At 69.9% G+C, this 22,731-nt stretch carries 24 protein-coding genes and 1 pseudogene; 14 read left to right on the top strand and 11 right to left on the bottom strand.

All coding sequences use genetic code 11. From position 1 onward, the window contains the following. A pseudogene (locus ACOFKS_RS13070) lies at nucleotides 1–400 on the bottom strand (multidrug ABC transporter permease); the annotation flags it as partial. Between the two features lie 54 nt (nucleotides 401–454). On the opposite strand from ACOFKS_RS13070, the gene ACOFKS_RS13075 reads away from it, so the two are divergent. Next, complete coding sequence (locus ACOFKS_RS13075; protein WP_419809694.1) at nucleotides 455–1,117, top strand: GcrA family cell cycle regulator; 663 nt, start codon at nucleotides 455–457, stop codon at nucleotides 1,115–1,117. A 184-nt stretch (nucleotides 1,118–1,301) separates the two neighbouring features. Here the strand turns inward: ACOFKS_RS13075 and ACOFKS_RS13080 are convergent, their stop codons facing one another. Beyond that, nucleotides 1,302–1,886 carry a TetR/AcrR family transcriptional regulator gene (locus tag ACOFKS_RS13080; RefSeq protein WP_419809695.1) on the bottom strand — a complete coding sequence of 195 codons (585 nt, stop codon included), beginning with the start codon at nucleotides 1,884–1,886 and terminating at the stop codon, nucleotides 1,302–1,304. A gap of 73 nt (nucleotides 1,887–1,959) precedes the next feature. Between ACOFKS_RS13080 and ACOFKS_RS13085 the strand changes: the two genes are divergently transcribed. Continuing rightward, the gene (locus ACOFKS_RS13085; protein WP_419809696.1) at nucleotides 1,960–3,963 is read left to right on the top strand and encodes a serine hydrolase; all 2,004 of its coding nucleotides are present in this window, start codon (nucleotides 1,960–1,962) and stop codon (nucleotides 3,961–3,963) included. A gap of 146 nt (nucleotides 3,964–4,109) precedes the next feature. Here the strand turns inward: ACOFKS_RS13085 and ACOFKS_RS13090 are convergent, their stop codons facing one another. Both ACOFKS_RS13090 and ACOFKS_RS13095 read right to left on the bottom strand, forming a co-directional pair. Continuing rightward, nucleotides 4,110–4,973 carry an outer membrane protein gene (locus tag ACOFKS_RS13090; RefSeq protein ID WP_419809697.1) on the bottom strand — a complete coding sequence of 288 codons (864 nt, stop codon included), beginning with the start codon at nucleotides 4,971–4,973 and terminating at the stop codon, nucleotides 4,110–4,112. Nucleotides 4,974–5,075: 102 nt separating this feature from the next. Then, nucleotides 5,076–5,213 carry a hypothetical protein gene (locus tag ACOFKS_RS13095; protein ID WP_419809698.1) on the bottom strand — a complete coding sequence of 46 codons (138 nt, stop codon included), beginning with the start codon at nucleotides 5,211–5,213 and terminating at the stop codon, nucleotides 5,076–5,078. 79 nt (nucleotides 5,214–5,292) lie between these two features. On the opposite strand from ACOFKS_RS13095, the gene parE reads away from it, so the two are divergent. The 10 genes from parE (at nucleotide 5,293) to queE (ending at nucleotide 15,776) form a co-directional block, all read left to right on the top strand. Then, nucleotides 5,293–7,284, top strand: coding sequence for a DNA topoisomerase IV subunit B (gene parE, locus ACOFKS_RS13100; RefSeq protein WP_419809699.1), 1,992 nt, complete (start codon nucleotides 5,293–5,295; stop codon nucleotides 7,282–7,284). A 91-nt stretch (nucleotides 7,285–7,375) separates the two neighbouring features. After that, nucleotides 7,376–8,044 carry a hypothetical protein gene (locus tag ACOFKS_RS13105; RefSeq protein ID WP_419809700.1) on the top strand — a complete coding sequence of 223 codons (669 nt, stop codon included), beginning with the start codon at nucleotides 7,376–7,378 and terminating at the stop codon, nucleotides 8,042–8,044. A 73-nt stretch (nucleotides 8,045–8,117) separates the two neighbouring features. Continuing rightward, complete coding sequence (locus ACOFKS_RS13110; protein ID WP_419809701.1) at nucleotides 8,118–8,984, top strand: hypothetical protein; 867 nt, start codon at nucleotides 8,118–8,120, stop codon at nucleotides 8,982–8,984. Between the two features lie 110 nt (nucleotides 8,985–9,094). Then, nucleotides 9,095–9,283, top strand: coding sequence for a hypothetical protein (locus ACOFKS_RS13115; protein WP_419809702.1), 189 nt, complete (start codon nucleotides 9,095–9,097; stop codon nucleotides 9,281–9,283). An 88-nt stretch (nucleotides 9,284–9,371) separates the two neighbouring features. Beyond that, nucleotides 9,372–10,700 carry a serine hydrolase gene (locus ACOFKS_RS13120; protein WP_419809703.1) on the top strand — a complete coding sequence of 443 codons (1,329 nt, stop codon included), beginning with the start codon at nucleotides 9,372–9,374 and terminating at the stop codon, nucleotides 10,698–10,700. Nucleotides 10,701–10,812: 112 nt separating this feature from the next. Next, on the top strand, nucleotides 10,813–12,003 hold the full coding sequence (locus tag ACOFKS_RS13125) for an aspartate aminotransferase family protein (protein WP_419809704.1): 1,191 nt from the start codon (nucleotides 10,813–10,815) through the stop codon (nucleotides 12,001–12,003). 142 nt (nucleotides 12,004–12,145) lie between these two features. Next, nucleotides 12,146–13,081, top strand: a complete 936-nt coding sequence (argF, locus tag ACOFKS_RS13130; protein ID WP_419809705.1) for an ornithine carbamoyltransferase — start codon at nucleotides 12,146–12,148, stop codon at nucleotides 13,079–13,081. A gap of 180 nt (nucleotides 13,082–13,261) precedes the next feature. Continuing rightward, a complete protein-coding gene (locus ACOFKS_RS13135) occupies nucleotides 13,262–14,170 on the top strand; it encodes an Hsp33 family molecular chaperone HslO (protein WP_419809706.1) in 909 nt (302 codons plus the stop codon). Nucleotides 14,171–14,454: 284 nt separating this feature from the next. Further along, nucleotides 14,455–15,147, top strand: a complete 693-nt coding sequence (gene queC / locus ACOFKS_RS13140; protein WP_419809707.1) for a 7-cyano-7-deazaguanine synthase QueC — start codon at nucleotides 14,455–14,457, stop codon at nucleotides 15,145–15,147. After that, on the top strand, nucleotides 15,144–15,776 hold the full coding sequence (queE, locus tag ACOFKS_RS13145) for a 7-carboxy-7-deazaguanine synthase (RefSeq protein ID WP_419809708.1): 633 nt from the start codon (nucleotides 15,144–15,146) through the stop codon (nucleotides 15,774–15,776). The genes queC and queE overlap by 4 nt, the downstream gene beginning before the upstream one ends. A gap of 190 nt (nucleotides 15,777–15,966) precedes the next feature. On the opposite strand, the gene ACOFKS_RS13150 is transcribed toward queE, so the two are convergent. The 3 genes from ACOFKS_RS13150 to lipB form a co-directional block, all read right to left on the bottom strand. Next, entirely contained in the window at nucleotides 15,967–16,659 is a 693-nt protein-coding gene (locus tag ACOFKS_RS13150; protein ID WP_419809709.1) for a hypothetical protein, read from the bottom strand. A 193-nt stretch (nucleotides 16,660–16,852) separates the two neighbouring features. Next, entirely contained in the window at nucleotides 16,853–17,140 is a 288-nt protein-coding gene (locus tag ACOFKS_RS13155) for a hypothetical protein (protein ID WP_419809710.1), read from the bottom strand. A 90-nt stretch (nucleotides 17,141–17,230) separates the two neighbouring features. Next, nucleotides 17,231–17,890 (bottom strand): lipoyl(octanoyl) transferase LipB, encoded by a 660-nt coding sequence (gene lipB, locus ACOFKS_RS13160; RefSeq protein WP_419809711.1) that lies wholly within the window; start codon nucleotides 17,888–17,890, stop codon nucleotides 17,231–17,233. A gap of 107 nt (nucleotides 17,891–17,997) precedes the next feature. Here lipB and ACOFKS_RS13165 point away from each other — a divergent pair, with 107 nt between their 5' ends. Further along, entirely contained in the window at nucleotides 17,998–18,837 is an 840-nt protein-coding gene (locus ACOFKS_RS13165) for a hypothetical protein (protein WP_419809712.1), read from the top strand. After that, complete coding sequence (locus tag ACOFKS_RS13170; protein WP_419809713.1) at nucleotides 18,828–19,604, top strand: hypothetical protein; 777 nt, start codon at nucleotides 18,828–18,830, stop codon at nucleotides 19,602–19,604. The genes ACOFKS_RS13165 and ACOFKS_RS13170 overlap by 10 nt, the downstream gene beginning before the upstream one ends. 108 nt (nucleotides 19,605–19,712) lie before the next feature. On the opposite strand, the gene ACOFKS_RS13175 is transcribed toward ACOFKS_RS13170, so the two are convergent. The 4 genes from ACOFKS_RS13175 to ACOFKS_RS13190 all read right to left on the bottom strand — a co-directional run bounded on the left by ACOFKS_RS13175 (nucleotide 19,713) and on the right by ACOFKS_RS13190 (nucleotide 22,666). Next, entirely contained in the window at nucleotides 19,713–20,315 is a 603-nt protein-coding gene (locus tag ACOFKS_RS13175; protein ID WP_419809714.1) for a GNAT family N-acetyltransferase, read from the bottom strand. Beyond that, complete coding sequence (gene hemF / locus ACOFKS_RS13180) at nucleotides 20,306–21,148, bottom strand: oxygen-dependent coproporphyrinogen oxidase (protein ID WP_419809715.1); 843 nt, start codon at nucleotides 21,146–21,148, stop codon at nucleotides 20,306–20,308. Before hemF ends, ACOFKS_RS13175 begins: the two co-directional genes overlap by 10 nt. Before the next feature lie 339 nt (nucleotides 21,149–21,487). Next, complete coding sequence (locus ACOFKS_RS13185; protein ID WP_419809716.1) at nucleotides 21,488–21,757, bottom strand: hypothetical protein; 270 nt, start codon at nucleotides 21,755–21,757, stop codon at nucleotides 21,488–21,490. Between the two features lie 459 nt (nucleotides 21,758–22,216). Continuing rightward, nucleotides 22,217–22,666 carry a tRNA (cytidine(34)-2'-O)-methyltransferase gene (locus tag ACOFKS_RS13190; protein WP_419809717.1) on the bottom strand — a complete coding sequence of 150 codons (450 nt, stop codon included), beginning with the start codon at nucleotides 22,664–22,666 and terminating at the stop codon, nucleotides 22,217–22,219. Between the last annotated feature and the right edge of the window lie 65 nt (nucleotides 22,667–22,731).

A 22,731-nucleotide genomic window follows, 5' to 3' on the forward strand; every position in this document is an offset into this window, starting at 1 on the left:
CGCTCGACAGCGGCGGCTGGAGGTAATCGACGATCGTACCCTGGATCTTGCCGACCAGCAGCGAGAAGCTGGCATTGGCGAAGGCGGGGGCCATCATGCCCTGCGCGATGATGAGGCCCGGCGCGATGAAGTCGGCGAACGGCACGTCGATGCCGCCGACATGGACCGGCCGCTTCGCCCCGGTCGAGATGGTGAAGACGATCAGGAACAGCAGCGTCGTGATCGCCGGCGCCCACACCGTCTGGAGCTGCACCTTGAAGAACCGGCGCACCTCCTTCACATAGAGGGTCTTCAGGCCGCCCCAATTGACGTTCCGGATCACCGGGACGCCGAAACCGTTGAGGGGGGGCGCGGTCCTGATCGCCGATTGCAATTGACCGATCGGGGGCTGGCTGCTCATCGCCATGCGGGTAGCCCGCGCCGCCCCCGGCCGCAACGCTTTGAAGGGTAGTGCATGTCCTGGACCGACGACCGGATCGAACAGCTACGGACGATGTGGGAGGCGGGGCAGACCGCCAGCCAGATCGCCGAAGCGCTGGGCGGGGTCAGCCGCAACGCCGTGATCGGCAAGGCGCACCGGCTGGGGCTACAGGCGCGACCGTCGCCGGTCCGGCCCAACGAGCCGGAGGTCAAGGCGCCCGAGCCGACACCGCCACCCCCGCCGCCCGAGCCGGTGCGCGCCGCGCCGCCGCCCGCGCCGCGTCCGGTCGTCGCCGCAGCCGCCGCGCCCGCCGCGCCGGAGCCTGCCGGCGAGCCGGTGGCCGACCGGCCGACGCCGCAGCCGATCATGCGCTCGGTCGGTCCGGGCGGGTTCGTGCGTCAGTCGCCGGGCGAACAGCACCCGCCGACGACGCCCGCGCCGCCGCGCCGGCTGGTGCCCGCGAAGCCGTCGGCCGACGTCGCGGGCAAGACGACGCTGCTCGATCTCAACGACCGCATCTGCAAATGGCCGCTCGGTCACCCCGGCGAGCCCGATTTCCACTTCTGCGGCGACAAGGTGAACCCCGGCTTCCCGTACTGCGTCGCGCATTGCGGCCATGCCTATCAGGCACAGCTGCCGCGCCGCGATCGCCGCGCGCCGCCGCCGCTCCCGTTCGGCGGACCGCGCGTACGCTGACCGAAGCTCGGCGGCGCCGACGGCCGGCCGCATAGCCAATGCGGTCGTGTTCGATGGCGCTGCCGAGGCGCGCGGGTCTGGAGCAGGATGACGTCATTTTGCCCCGTTCGTGCTGAGCGAAGTCGAAGCACAGGTGAGCCTCACGCTCTTCCAAGTGGCTCAGGGCGAATGGTGAGATCATGGTCTAGCCGTCCGGCAACTCGACCAAGCAGGCCAGCCCCGCGGCGATATCGGCGGCGATCTCGTCGTGCGGCCGGCCGCTCGCCAATCCGATCCAGGTGATGCCGTCGGCCAGCGCCGACATGCACAGCGCGGTGCGCGCGGGCGACATCCGCAGGCGCAGCTGGCCGTCGTCGCTCATCGCCGCCAACCGCCGCGCCAGCAGCGCCAGCTGGCGGTGGAGCAACGGCGCCAGCATGTCGCGCAGCGGCCCCTGCCGCATGCTGCTCGCCAGCAGTTGCAGGTTGGTGCGCGCGATCGTCGTGACGTCGAAGCCCTCCTCGTCGACCACCTCCGCGATGCTGTCGCGCAGGTCCGGCCACCGCTCGGGGATCGTCGCCTCCGCCATCGCGGCGAAGCGCAGCGCCTCCGCGACGATCTCGTCCTTGCCGGCGAAATGCTTGTAGACCGCGCCGACGCTCAGCCCCGCCGCCTTGCAGATCGCGGCGACCGAGGTGCGCTCCAGTCCCAGATCGCCGATGCAGCCGATCGCCGCGCGCAGGATGCGTTCGCGCTGCGCGTTCATATGGTCGGCGTCGCGTTTGGGCATGCCCCATCCTAGCGTCTTGACGTCCTCGCGCAAAAAAGAATAACTGTTCGCCTTAACGATGGGGAGCGGGCTGATGGACGCATTGCGCTGGTCGAGGCACCATTGGGCTGCCCCGCTCCTGTTCGTGGCCGCGCTGGCCGGTGCCGGTATCGCCGCCCGCGCCGGTTCGCAGCAGCCGGCGGCGCTGGTGCCCGCCGCCGCGCCCGCCCGGCCCGATCCGGCCATGCCTGCGCCGATGGCGACGCGGCCGCTCGACGCCGCCGATCTGGGCGCCTGGCTGGACGGCATGTTCCCCGCCGCGCTCGATCAGGGCGAGATCGCGGGCGTCGTCATCTCGGTCGTGAAGGACGGCCGCGTGCTGCTGACGCGCGGCTATGGCCATGCCGATGTCGCGCGCGGCACGCCGATGGACCCGGCCACGACGCTGATCCGTCCCGGCTCGACGTCGAAGCTGTTCACCTGGACGGCGGTGATGCAGCTGGTCGAACAGGGCAAGCTGGACCTCAACGCGGACGTGAACCGCTATCTCGACTTCCGCATCGAGGTGCCGACCGGCGCGCGGCCGATCACGCTCACCGACCTGATGACGCATCGCGCGGGGTTCGAGGAGGGATTGAAGGACGTGCTGGCGGTCGACGCGGGTAAGTTCCAGTCGCTGCCGGTCTATCTCAAGAGCCATGTGCCGCCGGTGATGTTCCCGCCGGGCGAAGTGCCCGCCTATTCGAACTACGGCACCGCGCTCGCGGGCTATATCGTCCAGCGCGCGTCGGGCGAGCGTTCTGAGGACTACGTCCAGCACCACATCTTCGCGCCGCTGGCGATGACCCGGTCCAGCTTTCGCCAGCCGCTGCCGCCCGCGCTCGCGGCGCTGTCGGCGAAAGGTTATCGCACCGCCGACGGTCCGCCGCAGCCGTTCGAGCTGGTGACGCCGGGTCCGGCCGGCGGGCTGTCGACGACCGCGAACGACATGGCCAATTTCATGCTCGCGCATCTGGACGACGGCCGGTTCGGCGGCGGCCAGATCCTGCGGCCGGAGACGGCGCAGCTGATGCATCGCGCGTCGTTGCCGCACCTGCCCGGCTTCGACGCGATGGCGCATGGCTTCTTCCTCAACCAGCGCAACGGTCGCGCGGTGCTGGAGCATGGCGGCGACACGATCGTGTTCCACAGCGACCTGGCGATCGTCCCGGCCGAGCGGACGGGGATCTTCTTCAGCTTCAACAGCCGTGGGGCGGGCGACGCGGTCTACGGTGTCCGCGAGCGGCTGCTCGACGGGTTCATGGACCGCTACTTTCCCGCACCCCCCGCCGCCGATCCGCCGCCGCTGGCGACCGCGCGCGCGCATGGCGAGGCGATCGCGGGGCGGTACGAATCGTCGCGCCGGGTCGAGCACGGCTTCATCGGACTGTTCTACGTGTTGCAGGGGCAGGACGTGGTGAGCGTGAACCCCGACGCGACGCTCGCCTTCGACTCCGCGCCGGGCAAGCGGTTCCGCGAGATCGCGCCGTGGCAGTGGCGCGAGGTCGGCGGCGCGCGGGAGATCGCGATGCGGACGGTCGGGGGCGTGCGGACGCTGATCGACAGCCGCAACCCGGCCGGCGTGCTCCAGCCGGTGCCGATCGGCCGCGATGCCGGCCTCAACCTCAAGGTCTTCGGTGTCGCGGTGCTGATCCTGCTGCTGACGGCCGTGCTCTGGCCGGTCACGGCGCTGGCGCGGCGGCGCTACGGGCAGGCGGCGCCGACCGGTCCGGTGGCCAGGGCGCGCCGCTGGGCACGGATCGCGGCGGTGGCGGACCTCGCCTATCTGTTCGCGTGGTTCCTGGTGCTCAAGCCGATCCTGGACAGCAACGTCGCGTTCTACTCGACGTCGATCGACTGGCTGATCCGCACGCTGCAGATCGCGGGCTTGGTGCCGCTGGCCGGGGCGGTCGCGGGCGTGGTGTACGCCTGGCGCTCGCTGCGGTCGGATCAGGGCCGGATCGTCAAGCTCGGCGCGGTGCTGGGCGCGGCGGCGCTGCTGGGGGTGGTATGGATCGCCTGGGTCGGCGGACTGATCGGCTTCGGGTTGAACTATTGAAATGGGCCGCCGCCTTGGGGGAGCGGCGGCCTTTCTTTCAGGCGGTCACGGGCAAAGCCGGTGACGTCGAAGCTCGGCTAGTCGCCGAGCCCGGCCGGCCTTGGGCGAGTCTTGCGCCAGTTTGACTGGCGCAAGCCGCCCTGCGGCTAGAACCTGAACGCCGCCGTGGCGCGCAGCGAATGCCAGCGGAACTTCGTGTCCGTCCGACGGAAGTCGGTGCCCGCCGTCGTGCCCAGCACGAACGGGTTGGTCGCCGGGGCGGTGCCCTGCGTCGCGCGGACGCGATAGTCGTTGTCGTCATACTGATGGTACATATATTCCATGCCCACCGAGAAGTTGCGCCCGAGCTTCTGCTCGATCCCGCCGCCGCCGGTGATCCCGAACTGGGTCCGGCGACCGCGCTCGCTGAAAGCGTTGGCGGTGTTGGTGGTGGTGAACCGGCGGTCGATCTTCGCATAGCCCGGCCCACCGGCGGCGTAGAACAGCGTCGTGCCGGCGGCATAGCCGACCCGGCCACGGATCGACGCTTCCCAATCGATGTCGCGATACATGGTGTAGCTGGCCGGCGTGGTCGAGAACGCGGTGGTGCTGTCGTTGATCTCCGACCGCCCGAACTCGCCGACGAAGCCGAGGACCATGTTGCCGAACTGCGAATCGGCACCGGCGCGGACGTAATAGGCGACGCCGTCCTTGTCGTTGCGACAACGCGCGGGCGCGGTCGGGCTGGTCGGGCTGGTGCCCGCGGTGGCGCTGCCGTTGCAGAAGCCGCCGACCGGGGTGCCGAAGGCGTTGGCGCCCGCCGCGGTGGTGACGGTGTCGCCGAACCGGCCGTCGATGCCGCGATCGAACAGCACGCGCGAGCCGACGTCGTTGGGCTGCACGTCATAGCCGAACGAGCCGCCGACATAGACGCCGTTGAACGGCGCATCCTCGGGCACGTCCTGCGCCATGGCCGGCGTGGCGGCGATGAAGGCGGCACCGGCAAGCGCGGCGGCGATGGTGAAACGCATGTATTACTCCCTTGTTGAACGGGGGAGGTACGCTTCATGTCGCGCTTCGACGCGGCGGCAACGAAACCTTACAAAGGCGGGGTGAGGGCGGAACGCAGGTGGTCAGGTCTGGAATACCCAGGACCCGATCTCGTGACCCGCATCGCTCATCCCGGCCCCGATCGCGTGGATATAGCGGCCGTGGCAGGCGACCTGGTCGACGCCCAGCAGTACGATCAGCGCGAAGATCACCGCTTTCATGCCCGATACGGTGGCACGACGGGCGTTAAGGAACCGTAACCGCCTTTCCACCCCGCTTATGTTCCGCCATACCCGCGCCATGGCCGACGACCTGTTCGCATCACCCCCCACCAGCATCGAGAACTACGACGCCTCGTCGATCGAGGTGCTGGAGGGGCTGGAGCCGGTGCGGCGGCGGCCGGGCATGTATGTCGGCGGCACCGACGAGCGCGCGCTCCACCACCTCGCCGCCGAGGTGCTGGACAACGCGATGGACGAGGCGGTCGCGGGCCACGCGACGCGGATCGAGGTGACGCTGGAACCCGGCAACCGCCTGACCGTGGCCGATAACGGCCGCGGCATGCCGATCGACCCGCACCCGAAGTTTCCAGACAAGTCGGCGCTGGAAGTGATCCTGTCGATGCTGCACTCGGGCGGCAAGTTTTCGGGCAAGGCCTATGCGACCTCGGGCGGGCTGCACGGCGTCGGCGTGTCGGTGGTCAACGCGCTGTCCAGCGACACGGTGGTGGAGGTGGCGCGCGACCGGCAGCTGTACCGCCAGCGCTTCGCGAGGGGGCAGACCCTCGGACCGCTGGAGCATGTCGGCGCCACCCCCAACCGGCGCGGGACCAGCGTCGCGTTCACGCCAGATACGGAGATCTTCGGCCCGGAACTCGCGTTCAAGCCGCAGCGGCTCTACCGGCTCGCGCGGTCCAAGGCGTATCTGTTCGCGGGCGTCGAGATCAGGTGGCATTGCGACCCGTCGCTCGTCACCGACGACACCCCGGCGGCGGCGGTGTTCCAGTTTCCCGGCGGCCTCGCCGATCACCTGCGCGAACAGATCGGCGGACGCGAATGCGCGACGGCGGACTTCTTCGCCGGGTCGCAGGCGTTCCCGAAGACGGACGGCGCCGAGCAGGGCCGCGTCGAATGGGCGGTGTCCTGGCCGTTGTGGAGCGACGGCAGCTTCTCCTGGTATTGCAACACCATCCCGACGCCCGACGGCGGCACGCACGAACAGGGGCTGCGCCAGGCGCTGGTGCGCGGGCTGCGCCAGTTCGGCGAGCTGGTGAAGGACAAGCGCGCCAAGGACCTGACCGCCGACGACGTGATGGTCGGCGCCGAGCTGATGCTGTCGGTATTCATCCGCGAGCCGCAGTTTCAGTCGCAGACCAAGGACCGGCTGACCTCGCCCGAGGCCGCCGGGCTGGTCGAAAAGGCGATGCGCGATCATTTCGACCATTGGCTGTCCGCGCACATGGATCGCGGCAAGGCGCTGCTCGGCTATGTCCTCGAACGGATGGACGACCGCCTGCGGCGCAAGCAGGAGCGCGAGGTCAAGCGCAAGACCGCGACCTCGGGCCGTCGGCTGCGGCTGCCGGGCAAGCTCACCGACTGTTCGTCGGACGCGCCCGCCGGGACCGAGCTGTTCATCGTCGAGGGCGACTCGGCCGGCGGCTCGGCGAAGCAGGCGCGCGACCGCAAGACGCAGGCGATCCTGCCGATCCGCGGAAAAATCCTTAACGTCGCCAGCGCCACGGCCGCCAAGATCGGCGCGAACCAGGAGATCGCCGACCTGACGCTCGCGCTCGGCTGCGGCACGCGCAAGGACTTCGTCGAGGAGGCGCTGCGCTACGACCGGATCGTCATCATGACCGACGCCGACGTCGACGGCGCCCACATCGCGACGTTGCTGATGACGTTCTTCTTCCAGGAGATGCCCGACCTGGTCCGGCGCGGGCACCTCTATCTGGCGCAACCGCCGCTGTATCGGCTGACCAGCGGCGCGGTGTCGCTCTACGCCCGCGACGACGCCCACCGCGCCGAGATCGAGCGGACGAAGTTCAAGGGCAAGAAGGTCGAGGTCGCGCGCTTCAAGGGGCTGGGCGAGATGAACCCGATGCAGCTGCGCGAAACGACGATGGACCCCAAGACGCGGGGAATGATCCGCATCACGCTGCCGCAGGAATATGAGGAGCGGGCAGGGGTGAAGGATCTGGTCGATCGCCTGATGGGCAACAACCCGGCGCATCGGTTCGCGTTCATTCAGGAGAATGCGGGGCGGCTGGAGGAAGAGGCCATCGACGCGTGAGGGCGCGCCGCAGATCGCGATGTCGCTTGACGCCGTTCGTCGGTCCGGGCGACGATCGGGCCGGGTCCTGCGGCGAGAGTGAGAGAGGCGCGTGAACTTCGTCCTGTGGCTCAACTCACTCGACGAGCTGCTGTACGAATTGATGAGCTGGCTCGTGTTCTTTCCGATCACGCTGTGGCGGATCGTTCGGCACCCCCTCGCGACGATGCGCTATGCCGAAGAGCAGCTGCTGCTCGAACGAAAGCGGCAGTATCGCGAAACCGTCAGTCCTCCGATCATGCTGATCCTGACCGTCGTCGCGGTCGACGGACTGGGGATCGCGATCGACGGGGCCAATCCGATCGTTACGAGCAAGCGCGGCCTGGCCGGCCTGGTCGACGACAACACCACGCTGCTGCTGCTCCGCCTCGTGTTGTTCGGTCTGTTCGCGCTCGTCCTCGCGTCGCGCAAGGTCAATCGCAGCGCCGAACCGCTGAACCGGGATACCCTGAAGCCGCCGTTCTACGCGCAATGCTACGCGATCTCGCCGTTCGCGATCCTGGTCAGCGGCGGCACCTCGATGGTCAGTCATCATCAACTGCCGCTGCAGGTCGCGGGCGTCGGCGCGATCGCTGCCGCGCTGCTGTTCTATGGTGTGGTCGAGATTCGCTGGTTGAGCCGGGAGCTGAGCCAGTCGCTGCCGCGCTCCTTTCTGGATGCGTCGATCGGGATGGTGACCAGCATCGTGCTGACGATCGGGCTCGGACTGCTTTTCCACTGATGGACGTGATCTCCCTCGCGGCGTAAATCTGCGTTGCTCGGCGGCGGCGCCCGAGTCGAGCGGGAGAGACAGAATGTTGTTCGCACGATGTTCGATCGCGACCGCCGCCCCGCTGCTGCTCGTGACGCTGCCCGGCGTCGCAACCGCGCAATCGACTGGCCTGGACGACCTGCGGGGGGCACGCGCCGGCCAGGCCGAGGGTGAGATCGTGCGCCGCGGCTTTCGCAACACCGGCGGGACGCAAGGTGACGATCGGAGCTACGCGAACTGGTGGAACGCCGCGCGCCGCCAGTGCGTGGTGGTCGCCACGATGGATGGGCGATATGTGTCGTTCCAGCCGACACCAGCGCCCGATTGCGGCCAGCCGGTCGGCACCCGGCCGCGCCCGGATGGCGGCGATCAACCGCCGCTTTATCGGGAGGACGATCGCGCGATGCCGGGGGGCGGGCGTCCCGCGTACCGCCCCCAGGGCGATCGACCGACCGCGCTGCCGGGCGGTGGCGGGCCGGTGGTCGACGGTCGGCCGGTCGACCTTGGCCTGGTCTGCTTCGGCGATGGCGCCAGAGCCGGGATCGCCAGCGGTACGACCTGGACATGGAATCCGGACCGCGAGCGGTACGAGTACGGCCGCTACAACGAGACGCGGACCGAGGTCTTCGACGCCTCTCTCATGGTGCAGGTGTGGGATGGCGGCGGTCGCATCCGCCTGCCCCGCTCGCTGATCCCGCCGATCAACTCGCGTGGCGACAACGGGTGGTGGGCCCTGACCGACGTCTCGGTCGGCGCCGACATGATCCGCGCCAGCTATCGTCTGAACGGGTTGAACAAGCCCCGTGTCGTCATCGATCGACGCAGCGGCCGCATCACGGTCCAGGGTACGGCCAGCTACGGCTTTCGCGGCACCTGCGATCTGATCGGCGACCGACCCCGCCGTTTCTGACGTCCGACGAGCGCAATCGTTCGCCCGGCGTCCGGCGTTCCCCGGTGCTGACCGCCGGGTGAACGGGCAGCCGCCTGCATCCACCCGGCTCGCGTCGGGGGCGTAAGAACATGCCGTTCGTGGCCGAAGATCATCAAGTGAACCTCGCTCGCGCGCGTGACCGCCGCCAGCTTGCGCTGGCACGCGACGAGCAACGCGCCCGCGCGGTCGCCACTCTGTCGAACGTCGCGCTTGATGGCGGCGTCGATGGCGGCGTCGATATGGCCGGGAACGCTGCCGTTGTGCGCGTGGCCTTATAGGATCGCGCGGCGCTGTGCTGCTGTAACAATACACTTGCCGACGCGGCGTCGCCTCGGCAAGGGGGCGCGCGACAAGGGGGAGCAGACCATGCGACGGATGTTGACCGGATTGACGCTGAGCCTCGCGAGCGCAAGCGCGATGGCGCAGACGCCGCCGCCTGCCGCGCCGGTCGCGCCCGCGCCGTCGCCGGCGCTGACGCAGCGCGCCGCCGAGCTGTTGCCGATCCTCAACGGCGGCGGCGTGCTCGCCGACACGCTCGACCCTGCGATCCTCACCGCCATCCCGGAGCCGCAGTTCCGCGCGGTGTCGACGCAGCTCGCCGATGCGTTCGGCAAGGCGCTGGCGGTGGCGGGCATCCAGCCGGGGTCGGCGACGGAGGGCGTCGTCACGATCCGCTACGAGCGCGGCACCGCGCGCTTCGCGATGACGGTGACGCCGACCCCGCCCGGCAAGATCGTCGGCTTGCGCGTGGTCGGGGCCGGGCCGACCGCGGCGGCGGAGACGACGATGGATGCCGTGGTCGCCGCAATCCGCGCCCTGCCGGGGCAGACCGGCTTCGCGCTCGCCGACCTCGGCACGGGCGAACCGCGCCTGATCCAGTCGCTCGCGCCCGACCGGCCGCTGGCGCTCGGTTCCGCGTTCAAGCTGGTGGTGCTGGCGACGCTGGTCGCCGACGTCGAGGCGGGACGGCGGCACTGGGACGATGTCGTGACGCTCGACGCCGCCGAGCGCCCGGCCGGAGGGTACAACCACAAGCCGGCGGGGACGAAGGTGCCGTTGCGCGAACTGGCGCGGCAGATGATCTCCGTCAGCGACAACAGCGCCACCGACATCCTGACCGACACGCTCGGCCGCGAGCGGATCGAGGCGATGCAGGCGACGGTCGGGATCAAGGACCCGGCGCGCAACCGGCCGTGGCTCCGCACGATGGACCTGTTCAAGCTGAAGGGCGTCGGCGGCGGCGCGCTCGGCACCCACTACCTCGCCGCCGACGAGCGCGGCCGGCGCGCGCTGCTCGCGGGCGAGATCGCGCGGACGCCGGGCAGCGCGATCGGCCCGCTGTTCGCCGACGGCAAGCCGGTTCGCATCGGCACGCTCGAATGGTTCGCCTCGCCGGCCGATCTGGTGCGGGTGCTGGACTGGCTGCGGCGGCATTCGGAGCGCGGCCCCGGCGCGGACGCGCGCGCGATCCTGTCGATCAATCCCGGCATCGCGCCGACGATCGCCGGACGCTTCGCCTATGTCGGCTACAAGGGCGGGTCGGAGCCGGGCGTGCTCAACCTGACGCTGCTGCTCCAGACCAAGGCGGGTCGGTGGCGGGTGTTGACGGCGGGGTGGAACGATCCGGCGGCGGCGGTGGACGAGATGCGCCTGCTGACGCTGGTCAGCCGCGCGGCGGAGCTGGCGAGCGACTAGACCTCCCGCTCTCCTTCGCGGGCAAGGTGGGTTGTGACCCGTGCCCCGTGGCTTTATGACTGCGACCGGGCGGTCCACCACGGGCCGCCCTTTCAGTTTGGGAGCAACCCCCGTGACCATCCCCGCGCTCATGCCCGTCTATCCGCGCTGCGGGTTCCGGCCGGTGCGAGGCGAGGGCTGCTACCTGTTCGCCGAGGACGGGACGAAGGCGCTCGACATGGCCGGCGGGATCGCGGTCAACGCGCTCGGCCATGGCCACCCCGCGCTGGTCGAGGCGATCGCGACGCAGGCGGCGACGCTGATGCACGTCTCCAACCTGTACGGCAGCCCGCATCAGGAGCGGCTGGCGCAGCGGCTGGTCGACGCGACCTTCGCCGACACGGTGTTTTTCACCAACTCGGGCGTCGAAGCGGTGGAGTGCGCGATCAAGACCGCGCGGCGCTTTCATTATGCGGAGGGCAATCCGCAGCGCAACACGCTGATCTGCTTCAACTCCGCCTTCCACGGCCGCACGCTGGGCGCGATCTCCGCGACCAACCAGGCGAAAATGCGCGACGGGTTCGAGCCGCTGTTGCCGGGGTTCAAATACGCCCCGTTCAACGACCTCGACGCGGCGCTGGCGCTGATCGACGAGACGACCGCGGGCTTCATGGTCGAGCCGATCCAGGGCGAGGGCGGCGTGTCGGTCGGCACCGACGCCTTCCTGAAGGGCCTGCGCGCGGCGTGCGACGAGCACGGCCTGATGCTGATCTTCGACGAGGTCCAGTGCGGTTACGGGCGCACCGGCACCTTCTTCTACCACGAGCAGGTCGGCATCGCGCCCGATATCATGAGCGTGGCGAAGGGCATCGGCGGCGGCTTTCCACTCGGCGCCTGCCTCGCCACCGAGCGTGCGGCGAAGGGCATGGTCGCGGGCACGCACGGGTCGACCTATGGCGGCAACCCGCTGGCGATGGCGGCGGCCGAGGCGGTGCTCGACGTGATCGAGGGACCGGGCTTTCTCGACGAGGTCACGCGCATAGGCGAGCGGCTGCGCGGCGCGCTGGAACAGATGATCCCCAACCACGACCACCTGTTCCACGAGGTGCGCGGCAAGGGGCTGATGCTCGGGCTGAAGCTCAAGAGCGACGCGCGGGCGTTCGTCGGCTTCCTCCGCGACGAGCACCAGCTGTTGACGGTGTCCGCCGGCGACAACGTCGTCCGCCTGCTGCCGCCGCTGACGATCGGCGAGGCCGAGATCGCCGAGTGCATCGAGAAGCTGAGCGAGGCGGCACGGGTGTACGTGCCGGCGAGCGATGATTGAAATCCTCCCCGGGACGGGGAGGGGTACCGCCGCGCGGAGCGCGGTGGTGGAGGGGGCGCGCCACGGGCGATGCTCCTCGCTGCGGTTCCCTGCCGTCACGTACTATGCGCGCGCCACCTCTCCGTGCCGAGGAGGATATTAGATGCGCCACTTCCTCTCGCTCACCGACGCCGGTCCCGACGGGATCGCCGCGATCCTGGCCGACGCGCTCGATCGCAAGGTCGCGCGCGCGGGCTGGCGCAAGGGCCGCCCCGACGCCGACGCGCCGCTGGCCGGCCACGTCCTCGCCTGCGTGTTCGAGAAGAGCTCCACCCGTACCCGCGTGTCGTTCGACATGGCGATGCGCCAGCTCGGCGGGTCCGCGCTGATCCTCGACAGCGGCACCTCGCAGCTCGGGCGCGGCGAGACCGTCGCCGACACCGCGCGCGTGCTGTCGGGCTATTGCGACGCGATCATGCTCCGCACCGACGATCACGCCAAGCTGGAGGAGATGGCGCACTATGCGACCGTCCCCGTCATCAACGGCCTGACCGACGCCTCGCATCCCTGCCAGATCATGGCCGACCTGCTGACGATCATCGACAGCGGCAAGGCGCTGCCCGGCCTGAAGGTCGCATGGCTGGGCGACGGCAACAACGTGCTCGCGTCGTTCGCGGAGGCCGCGGGCCTGATGCAGTTCGACGTCGTCGCCGCGTGCCCGCAGGGCTTTCAGCCCGACGACACGGTGATCGCCAGCGGCCGCGGCCGCGCGCGCGTCGTCGCGTCGCCCACGGAGGCGGTCGCGGGCGCCGACATCGTCGTCACCGACACCTGGATCTCGATGGGCCAGGCGCATGCCGACATCAAGCTCGCCGCGCTCGCGCCCTATCAGGTCGACGAAGCGCTGATGGCGCGCGCCAAGCCCGACGCGAAGTTCCTCCACTGCCTGCCCGCGCATCGTGGCGAGGAGGTCACGGACGCGGTGATGGACGGCCCGCAATCGCTGATCTGGCCGGAGGCGGAAAACCGCCTGCACGCGCAGAAGAGCGTGCTGCGGTGGTGCTTCGGGCAGATCGCAGCGCGCACGCCGACAGCGTAGCTGCCGGTGAGACGCGCAAGATCGGCCGGCGGGGCGGCGCGGCCTTGATGCTCTCGCGGTTGATCGAGACCACACCCGTCCCATATCATCGTCACTCCCGCGACGGCGGGAGTCCATCTCTCCAGCAGCGCTTGAGGCGCGATGGATCCCCGCCGGCGCGGGGATGACGAAGGACTTCGCGTGACCGACCTCTCCGACACCAACATCGACCGCGCGCTCGGCTTCGCGATCCCCGAGCGTCACGCGCGCGGTCGTCTCGTCCGGCTCGGGCCGACGCTCGACCGCGTGCTGGCCGCGCACGCCTATCCGCCCGCGATCGAGCGGCTGCTCGCGGAGGCGCTGACGCTGGTCGCGCTGATCGGATCGACGCTCAAGGACCCGCAGGCCCAGCTGACGATGCAGACCAAGAGCGAGACCGGCGTTGTGCGGCTGCTGGTCTGCGACTATCGCGGCGGCGAGGTGCGGGGCTATGTCGACTACGACGCCGACCGGCTCGCCGACGCGCCCGCCGAGCCCTCGCTGTTCGCACTCTTCGGCCAGACCTATCTCGCGATCACCTTCGATCTCGCCGCGACCGGCGAGCGCTATCAGGGCATCGTCCCGCTCGACGGCGACACGATGGCGGCGGCGGCGGAGAGCTATTTCGTCCAGTCGGAACAGATCCCCAGCCTCGTTCGCGTCGGCATCGACAAGCGCGCGGACGGCAGCACGGTCGCGGGCGGGCTGTTCCTCCAGCATCTGCCAGAGGGCGAGGACGGTCGCGAGCGGCTGCACACCCGGCTCGATCACCCCGAATGGGAGCATGTCGCGACGCTCGGCGGCACCGTCGAGGCGACGGAACTGGCCGATCCGGCGCTGGCGCTGGAGGCGCTGTTGTGGCGGCTGTTCAACGAAGACGAGGTGCGGCTGCTCGGCGACACGCCGATCGTGCGTGGTTGCCGCTGCGACGGCGATTATATCCGGTCGGTGCTGGCGAAGTTTCCCGAGGAGGAGCGCCGCGCGATGGCCGACGACGATGGCTTCATCAAGGTCGACTGCCATTTCTGCGCGCAGGTGTTCAAGCTGCCGGTAGCGGCGGACGCGACCTGATCCTCCCCGGCACGGGGAGGTGGCGCGCGAAGCGCGTGACGGAGGGGGCGGCCGGCAGGCGATCCGCTGGTGGAGCGTCCCCTCCGCCAGCCCTGCGGACTGCCACCTCCCCCGCAGGCGGGGAGGATTGCCAACCCCGTTAACCGGACCTTCACCTTCGCCCTCTACACCGATCCTCGTGCTTTGATCGGCACGCTTTCTCCCTTTGATTGAAACCTCGGGCCGCCTCACCGCGGCCCGTTTTTTCGTTGCGGCGGGAGGACGGCGGGCCTAGCGCGCCGCTGATGACTTCCCCAATCGCCGTCGTCCTCGTCTCGGGCGGGCTCGACTCCTTCGTCGCCGCCGCCAGCGCGCAGGCGGCGGGTTATCGCCTGCTCGCGCTGTCGATCGACTATAACCAGCGTCACCGCGTCGAGCTCGCCGCCGCGCGCCGCGTCGCCGCGACCCTTGGAGTGGAGCGCCACGTCGTGCTGCCGCTCGACCTGTCGGCGTTCGGCGGATCGGCGCTGACCGCCGACATCGACGTGCCCAAGGACGGCGTCGGAGAGGGCATCCCCGTCACCTATGTGCCCGCGCGCAATACGATCTTCCTGTCGCTGGCGCTCGGCTGGGCGGAGGCGGCGGGCGCGCGCGACCTGTTCATCGGCGTCAACGCGCTCGACTATTCCGGCTACCCCGATTGCCGGCCGGAGTTCATCGCCGGCTTCGCGACCCTCGCGGAACTCGCCACCAAGGCCGGTGTCGAGGGCAGCCCGTTCCGCATCCACGCGCCGCTGCAGGACATGACCAAGGCCGATATCGTCCGCGAGGGCGCGCGGCTGGGGCTCGACATGGGGCTGAGCTGGTCCTGCTACGATCCGACGTCTGACGGCGAGCATTGCGGGCTTTGCGACAGCTGCCGGCTGCGTCACAAGGGCTTCGAGGAGGCGGGCGTGCCCGACCCGACCGTCTACGCCCGGCCACCCGCCGCCCCATGACCTATGCGGTCAAGGAGCTGTTCCTGACGTTGCAGGGGGAGGGGGTGAACGCCGGGCGCCGCGCCGTCTTCGTCCGCTTCGCCGGGTGCAACCTGTGGTCAGGGCGCGAGCAGGACCGCGCGACGGCGGTGTGCCGCTTCTGCGACACCGATTTCGTCGGCACCGATGGCGACGGCGGCGGCAAGTTCGCCGATGCCGACGCACTGGCGGCGGCGGCGGCCGCGGCCTGGGGAGAGGGGACCGTCGACCGCTTCGCCGTGCTCACCGGCGGTGAGCCGATGCTCCAGATCGACGACGCGCTGGTCGACGCGCTGCACCGGGCGGGCTTCCGCATCGCGATGGAGAGCAACGGCACGCTGCCCGCGCATCCGGGGATCGACTGGGTCTGCATCAGTCCCAAGGGGGGGAGCGACGTGATCCAGCGGCACGGCGACGAGCTGAAGCTGGTCTGGCCGCAGCGGGGGATCGATCTGGATGCGGTCGAAGGCTGGAGCTTCGGGCACCGGCTGCTCCAGCCGCTGGACGACGCGGCCGGCGAGGCGAACACGCGCGCCTGCATCGACCTGGTGATGGCGCGGCCGTGGTGGCGTCTGAGCCTCCAGACGCACAAGTTGCTGGGGCTGCGGTAACGGGGGGCCGACCCCACCGTTATCCCGAAGATCCACCGTCATCCCCGCGAAAGCGGGGACCCATCTCCCGCCCGGTCCCGCTTCACCATCGCCACGAGCGGACGGCGTCCACGCGATGGGTCCCCGCTTTCGCGGAGATGACGGGAAGAACGCGGATCACCGGCAGAGCGGGAATGACGCCCGTGAGCGACTACGCCGCCGGCGAAAAGGCGAACGCCCCGCAGCGGTTCGCGCGCCACCGGCCCTTCTTGTCCCAGCATTGCGCGTCCAGGCGCGGCAGCGGCAGGCTAGGTCCGACCGACAGCGGCACCACGCCGGTTTCGTAGAAGGCGCTGGTCAGGCTGGCGCGCAGCTCCGCCATCCGGTTCGCCGACAGTGCCCCGAACTGGCCGCGTGGCGTGAACACCGCGTCGCGGCCGATCGACGCCGCGGTCTGGCAAAAGGCGAACTGGCCGGCGACGGTCACGAAGCTGGAATAGGTGCGCGTGCCGAACTGATCGAGCATCGACTGGCCCTTGGGCTTGGTCTTGCCGACCCGGACGAAATACTTCGTCAGCGTGTCGAATGCCCCTTTCAGCTCGGCGGTGTGATCCTTCAGGACCGCGTTGTAGTTGGTGACGGTCAGCAACGTCGGCTCGAATCCGCATTGCAGCGCGGCGACGTTGAGCGCGGCGCGCATGTTCCAGACCAGCGACGCGCGCAGCTCGGCCGGTGTCGCGCCGGGCATCGGCTGGCCGATCCCGGTCTCGTCGCCCTGCACGGGCTGACCCGGATAGCTCTGGTTCTTGAGGTAGAACTGCGCGGCGGCTGGCGTGCCCGCCAGCCCCGTCGCCGCGATCACCGCCGCCATCGCCCCCGATCTGAACGCCTTACGCACTACCATCTCGCTCGCCTCTCACCGGTCGTTAACCACGTCCCTAAGGCGGTCGGGGCCGGAACCCAAGCGGTTCCGCGCGGTGGGCGACTCGGTTCGCCGCGCAAGCGGTGTCGGCTCAACGAGAGAGGGCCGCCCGGTCGCCCGGACGGCCCTCCTTATCTGGCGTTCACCTGTTCCCGGACGCGCCGGGAACGCGCGATCACATCGCGTTGGTGGTGGTCGTCGTGGTCGTGCTGTTCGACATCATCATGTCGTTGCCGCCCATCGAGTTGCCCATCGACATGTCGTTCGACATCATGCCGGTGTTCGCGGTCGAATCCGTGGTCGTCATGGTGTCGTTCATCGTGCCCATGTCGCCGGTCGTGTTCATGTCGGTGACCATGGTGTTGTCGGTGGTGGTCGTCTCGGTCTTCGGGCCGCAGGCCGCGACGGCCAGCGCCGCGCCGGCGATGAGCGAACCGGTCAGGATCTTGGAAATTGCACGCATGGAAAAGCTCCCTTGGATTGAGGATTTGGACGGCTGGATCGCCCTTAATACCCAAATCACCGTGGACATTACGCAAAACGGCCGTTCCCCTCAAGCCTCCATTTCGCGGGTGCAAGAAAAGCTTTCGAGAAAGGTATTCATGTTACGCGCCAGCGCGGCGTCCAGTTCCGCCATCGGCACCGCGCGACCGAGGGCGGCGAGGCTGGTCACCGGATGGTGCGGCAGCCCGCACGGCACGATGCCGGCGAAGTGCGACAGGTCGGGCGTGTTGTTGATCGAGAAGCCGTGCAGCGTCACCCAGCGCCGCACCCGCACCCCGATCGCGCCGATCTTCGCCTCCCTGCCGTCGGCGAGCGTCCAGATTCCGACCCGCCCCTGCGCCCGGAACGCCTCCACTCCCAGCTCGCCCAGCGTGGCGATCACCCAGCCCTCGACCGCGTGGACGAAGCAGCGCACGTCGCGGCCGCGCGCGTTGAGATCGAGCACCAGATAGCCGACCCGCTGCCCCGGCCCGTGATAGGTATATTGCCCCCCGCGCCCCGCCGCCACGACCGGAAAGCGCGGGTCGAGCAGGTCGGCGGCGCGCGCGCTGGTGCCCGCGGTGTAGACCGGCGGATGTTCCAGCAGCCAGATCAGCTCCCCGGCCTCTGCCGCCGCCACCGCCGCCGCGCGCGCCTCCATCGCCGCCAGCGCCTCGTCGTACGGCGTCGGGCCGGGGCTGATGCGCCATTCGGGGAGGGGCAGGGTCACGCGCCTCCATGTGCGGCGGCGACGGCGCGCGCGCAACCGTTGCCCGGCCTGCCGCCTCTCCCTACACGCGATCCAGGACGCGAGCGGAGGGCGACGAAGTGGTCAGGATGGGTGACGTGTGGGACGCCACGACGGACGTGCTCGCGGGGCGCGGGCGGGTGCTCGCGCCGATCGCGCTGATCGCCTTTTTACTCCCCTTCGCGGTGCAGGGCGCGATCCGGGCCTATGGCGGCCCCTCGGCGGGCGCGGCGGCGCTGGGGGCGGTGGTCGCGATCCTCGTGGTGCCGCTGATCGTCTGGGGTCTGTTCACCGTCGTCACGGTCGCGAGCGACCCGGCGATGACGCGGGGCGAGGCCGGGCGGCTGGCGGCGCGGCGCGTGCCCGCCGGGCTGCTGGTGGCGCTGGTCGCGTTCGCGGTCGTGATGATCGCGACGCTGCCGATCGTCGGCGTGCTGCTGGCGAGCGGTTTCGACTTCCAGGCGGCGTCGGCGCAGGCGGGCAGCGCCTCGCCCGCCAAGGTTGCACCCGGCGCGGCGTTGTTCTGCGTCCTCTATGCGCTGGTGCTCGCGCTGGTCGGGCTGTGGATCGGCGCGCGGCTGTTCCTGGTCAACGCGGTCGTCGCGCTGGAACGGCGCGGCATCGGCGCGTTCGCGCGCTCGTTCGCGCTGACCCGCGGGCTGGGGTGGAAGCTGATCGGGGTCAACCTGCTGTTCACGCTGGTCTGGGGCGTCGCCGCCTTCGCCGCGCGCTCCGTCACGTTCATCGTCTTCCGCCTGCTGCTCGGCGGCAACGGCTTCGCCACGGCGACGTGGTTCGGCAGCCTCGCGGATGCCGCGGTGACGGCGGCGTTCATCGTCGTCGTGGGCGTGTTCGCGGCGCGTCTCCACGCCGCCGTCGCGACGCCCGCGACCGTCGAGCCGAGGACGGCGAGCGGTCCATGGGGCTGACCCCCGCCGCGCTGCTGGCGGATGCCTGGGCGATGCTCCGGCGCGATCGGGCGGTCCTGCTCGGCATCGCCGGCGCCTTGTGGTTCCTGCCGACGTTCGCGCTGATCCTGCTCGTGCCCGGCCCGCCGCTGCCCGTCGCCGGGATGGAGCCGGCCAGTCCCGAGGCGCAGCGTTACGTCGAACAGCTGACCCAGTGGTTCGGCACCAGCGGCGCCTGGTATCTGGCGCGCGCCGTGATCGACGCCTGGGCGACCGCGAGCGTCTACGCGCTGTATCTCGACCGCAGCACGCCGGACGTGCGGGGCGCGCTGGAACTCGGGGTCGGCCTGTTGCCGCGGTTCATGCTGCTGAGCATGGTGGTCGGGCTGGTCTCGCTCGGCGGGCTGGCGCTGTACGTCCTGCCCGGCATCTGGGTGCTCGCGCGGCTGATCGCGGCGGGGCCGACGCTGGTGGCGGAGCGGCCGCTCGGCGCGCTGGCGGCGTTGGGGCGCGGCTGGCGGCTCAGCCGGGGTGCGGCGCTGGCGCTGATCGGCCCGGTCGGAATCGCGCTGGCGATGGGCTGGCTGGTGCCGCAGCCGTTCCTGCTGCTCGACCGCTGGCTGCGCGCGCGGCCCGGTGGCGTCAACGTCGCGGCGTTGGCGACGGCGGACGCGCTCGCCGCCGCCGGCGAGACCGCCGCCGCGATCGCATCCGCGCTGATCGCGATCGCCGCCTATCGCCGGCTGGTCAGCAGGGGCCAGCCGCCGTCAGGCGGTCCCTCGCGGTGACGCGAGCAGGGGCCAGCCGCCGTCAGGCGGTCCCTCGCGGTGACGCGAGCAGGGGCCAGCCGCCGTCAGGCGGTCCCTCGCGGTGACGCGAGCAGGGGCCAGCCGCCGTCAGGCGGTCCCTCGCGGTGACGCGAGCAGGGGGATGTGAGGAGCGGCGTCCTCGGGCAGCAGCCCCAGCGCGCGCGGATCGGGAAAGGTCTCGATCGTCCGCTTCACCGCGACGAAGCCCGCGTGCCGATAGAAGCCCAGCGCGCGTGGATGGTCCAGCGTGCAGGTATTGACGCTCACGCAGCGGACCTCCGCCCGCCACGCGAGTTGCAGCGCCAGCGTCATCAGCCAGCCGCCATGCCCCTGCCCGGTCAGTTCGGGGACCAGCCCGACATAGTCGAGCGTGCATCGATCGGGCGCCGGGTGCGTCAGCTCCAGCAACCCGACCTCGATCCCGCGCCGGTCGACGGCCGCATGGACCTGCGTCTCGGCACGGTGCGTGACCGCCACCAGCGCGTCGTCGTCGAGCGTCAGGCGCGAATACCATAGCCACGGACCACCCACGCGCCGGAACAGCGCGCGGTAGGCGTCCGGCGCCGGCGCGGCCCAGCGCACCAGCCGCAACGCAGAGGTGGGCAGGGGCCGTGCGCGCGGCCGCTCGCGCATCTCCAGCGTGGTGACCACCGTCGCCAACTGGTCGCCCGGCACCGGCGTCAGTCCCATTCGGCGACCGGCGGCAGGCTCATCAGGATCGCATCGATGTTGCCGCCCGTCTTCAGCCCGAACAGCGTCCCCCGGTCGTACACCAGGTTGAACTCGGCATAGCGCCCGCGCCAGCGCCGCTGCGCCGCCAGATCGGCGGGCGTGAACGGCGCCGCCATCCGCCGCCGTACGATCGCCGGATAGATGTCGAGGAACGCCTCGCCGACATCGCGGACGAAGGCGAAATCGGCCTCGAACCCGCTCTCCAGATGGTCGAAGAAGATGCCGCCGACGCCGCGATGCACCTGGCGGTGGGGAATGTAGAAATACTCGTCCGCCCACGCCCTGAAGCGGGGGTAATAGGCCGGATCGTGCGCGTCGCACGCCGCCCGCAGCCGCGCGTGGAAGTCGGCGGTGTCGGCCTCGACCGGCAGCGGCGGGTTGAGGTCCGCGCCGCCGCCGAACCACTGCTTCGTCGTCCGCAGGAATCGGCAGTTCATGTGGACGGCGGGCACATGCGGGTTCGCCATGTGCGCCACCAGGCTGATGCCGGTGGCGAAGAAGCGCGGGTCCTCGCCCGCGCCATGGATGGTCCGCCCGAACTCGCCCTCCAGCGTCCCGCCGACGGTCGAGACGTTGACCCCCACCTTCTCGAACACCCGCCCCTTCATCACGCCCCGCACCCCGCCGCCGCCCGGTTCGCCCGAGGGATCGGCCCTGTCCCAGGCGATATACTCGAACGCGGCATCGGACCCCGCCGCCCGCTCGATCGCCTCGAACGCCGCACAGATGCGGTCGCGCAAAGCTTCGAACCAGGTACGGGCGGCGGCTTGCTGGGGGTCGAGGAGGGGCATGGCTACGCCTTAGCGAGCGGGCGGGCGCTGCGTCGAGACCGGGTAGACGGGTCGGTGCGTCGGAACGTCCGCTTGTGGTGGAAAGCGGACGTTGTGTCAGGCTATCGAACGCTCATGGTTGAAGCCGCGCTCCTTTCCCGGCAGCCTTACAGGCGGCGGACATGGATGCGACAGCGGCTGCCGTTCTGGGCGCTTAGCTGGGCTCCGAAGGGAACCGACTGCGAGGCTGCGGGCGGACAGCACGAGTGGTACAACGAAGACGGGCAGCGCTCAGCTTGTTACCATTGCGTGGTTACCGATGGCGGCCGGCGCTGGTGAGCGAAAGTCCGTTGTTGGTGGTTAGCTGCCGTTCGATTTCGTTCGAAAGTCATGGCTGCATCTGGAACAAATTACGTCGGGGATGGGCTTACCAGCGAAGCCAAACGGACCCCAATTCGGGCCGATGGTGTAGGGCGACTTGCCACACTTCGGACAAGCGATCGTGAGTCCGAGAAAAACCTGTAAAGCAAATCCAGCAGCGAAGACGAACCAGCCGATCATCACGCGGTCTCCATCAGCGACGAAGAACCAGACCATGCCCACCAGCACCAGCACGAGCGGGAGGGACATGACGAACGAATATGCTCGTAGGCGAACCATGCGCTCGCTTACATGAGGTAGCTTATGTCCGCTACTGGGCGATAGCGGACGTTCAGCGCTCGCAGGCGCTCCGCTCCAATTTGAGGGCTATTCCTTGTTCCCGCGCGCTCACTGTATCGCCAACCCGGCAGCGCAACCGCGCCCGAAGTACCGAAACGCTGCCCATCGCCCCATCTTCGCTTTTGGCGGTGACGACTAACTCATCCGCATCGAACTTGGGCTGAGTGTGCTCCGCCACGCTCACCACGACGGCAGCGACGTGCTTCTCCAGCTGAGGCGAACAACCGACTACTATGTAGGCCGCAAGCACAACCGCTGAACGACTATTGAGCATGCCGCAATCTGCCGATCTCTCCGAATGTCCGCAAGTGGGCGAAAGCGGACATACGGCGAACCGACGTTCGGAATGTCCGCCGCTGCGCGATAGCGTCACCCAACCCACCCGTCCGTCTGCCGCAGCGCCTCCCCCAGCACCATCGCCGCCGCGACCGCGACGTTGAGCGAGCGGAACCCCGCGCGCATCGGCACGCGGACGCGCAGGTCGGCGCGGGCATGGATGTTCGGCGGCACGCCCGCGCCTTCCGAGCCGAGCAGCAGCACGTCGTCCGCCCGGAACGCCGCCTCGAACAGCGGCACCGCGCCCGTCGTGGTCAACAGCACCAGCCGCCCGGTCGCGCCCGCCTCGAACGCCGCCCAGTCGGCATGGCGCGCCACCTCGGCCCCGGCGGCATAGTCCATCCCCGCGCGCCGCAACGCGCGCGCGTCCCAGGCGAAGCCCATCGGCTCGATCAGATCGACGCCCACCCCCATGCACGCCGCCAGCCGCAGGATGGTGCCGACGTTGCCGGCGATGTCGGGTTGATAGAGGGCGAGCCGCATGCGCGTTCGTTAACCGCCCGCACTCGCGACGTAAAAGGGGGTGGGGAAGGGGTTGGCAAAGCGCG

Source organism: Sphingomonas sp. (genome assembly GCF_965200135.1).
In the GTDB taxonomy this organism is placed as follows: Bacteria; Pseudomonadota; Alphaproteobacteria; order Sphingomonadales; family Sphingomonadaceae; genus Sphingomonas.

What these genes read in the sequence shown, in the direction of transcription:
- queE (WP_419809708.1), top strand. Translation starts at nt 15,144, where the DNA reads ATGACCTATGCGGTCAAGGAGCTGTTCCTGACGTTGCAGGGGGAGGGG.
- ACOFKS_RS13085 (WP_419809696.1), top strand. Translation starts at nt 1,960, where the DNA reads ATGGACGCATTGCGCTGGTCGAGGCACCATTGGGCTGCCCCGCTCCTG.
- ACOFKS_RS13110 (WP_419809701.1), top strand. Translation starts at nt 8,118, where the DNA reads ATGTTGTTCGCACGATGTTCGATCGCGACCGCCGCCCCGCTGCTGCTC.
- ACOFKS_RS13120 (WP_419809703.1), top strand. Translation starts at nt 9,372, where the DNA reads ATGCGACGGATGTTGACCGGATTGACGCTGAGCCTCGCGAGCGCAAGC.
- ACOFKS_RS13175 (WP_419809714.1), bottom strand. Translation starts at nt 20,315, where the DNA reads ATGGGACTGACGCCGGTGCCGGGCGACCAGTTGGCGACGGTGGTCACC.
- ACOFKS_RS13090 (WP_419809697.1), bottom strand. Translation starts at nt 4,973, where the DNA reads ATGCGTTTCACCATCGCCGCCGCGCTTGCCGGTGCCGCCTTCATCGCC.
- ACOFKS_RS13095 (WP_419809698.1), bottom strand. Translation starts at nt 5,213, where the DNA reads ATGAAAGCGGTGATCTTCGCGCTGATCGTACTGCTGGGCGTCGACCAG.
- ACOFKS_RS13155 (WP_419809710.1), bottom strand. Translation starts at nt 17,140, where the DNA reads ATGCGTGCAATTTCCAAGATCCTGACCGGTTCGCTCATCGCCGGCGCG.
- ACOFKS_RS13075 (WP_419809694.1), top strand. Translation starts at nt 455, where the DNA reads ATGTCCTGGACCGACGACCGGATCGAACAGCTACGGACGATGTGGGAG.
- ACOFKS_RS13115 (WP_419809702.1), top strand. Translation starts at nt 9,095, where the DNA reads ATGCCGTTCGTGGCCGAAGATCATCAAGTGAACCTCGCTCGCGCGCGT.
- ACOFKS_RS13190 (WP_419809717.1), bottom strand. Translation starts at nt 22,666, where the DNA reads ATGCGGCTCGCCCTCTATCAACCCGACATCGCCGGCAACGTCGGCACC.
- queC (WP_419809707.1), top strand. Translation starts at nt 14,455, where the DNA reads ATGACTTCCCCAATCGCCGTCGTCCTCGTCTCGGGCGGGCTCGACTCC.
- ACOFKS_RS13165 (WP_419809712.1), top strand. Translation starts at nt 17,998, where the DNA reads ATGGGTGACGTGTGGGACGCCACGACGGACGTGCTCGCGGGGCGCGGG.
- ACOFKS_RS13080 (WP_419809695.1), bottom strand. Translation starts at nt 1,886, where the DNA reads ATGCCCAAACGCGACGCCGACCATATGAACGCGCAGCGCGAACGCATC.
- ACOFKS_RS13185 (WP_419809716.1), bottom strand. Translation starts at nt 21,757, where the DNA reads ATGTCCCTCCCGCTCGTGCTGGTGCTGGTGGGCATGGTCTGGTTCTTC.
- hemF (WP_419809715.1), bottom strand. Translation starts at nt 21,148, where the DNA reads ATGCCCCTCCTCGACCCCCAGCAAGCCGCCGCCCGTACCTGGTTCGAA.
- parE (WP_419809699.1), top strand. Translation starts at nt 5,293, where the DNA reads ATGGCCGACGACCTGTTCGCATCACCCCCCACCAGCATCGAGAACTAC.
- argF (WP_419809705.1), top strand. Translation starts at nt 12,146, where the DNA reads ATGCGCCACTTCCTCTCGCTCACCGACGCCGGTCCCGACGGGATCGCC.
- ACOFKS_RS13150 (WP_419809709.1), bottom strand. Translation starts at nt 16,659, where the DNA reads ATGGTAGTGCGTAAGGCGTTCAGATCGGGGGCGATGGCGGCGGTGATC.
- ACOFKS_RS13170 (WP_419809713.1), top strand. Translation starts at nt 18,828, where the DNA reads ATGGGGCTGACCCCCGCCGCGCTGCTGGCGGATGCCTGGGCGATGCTC.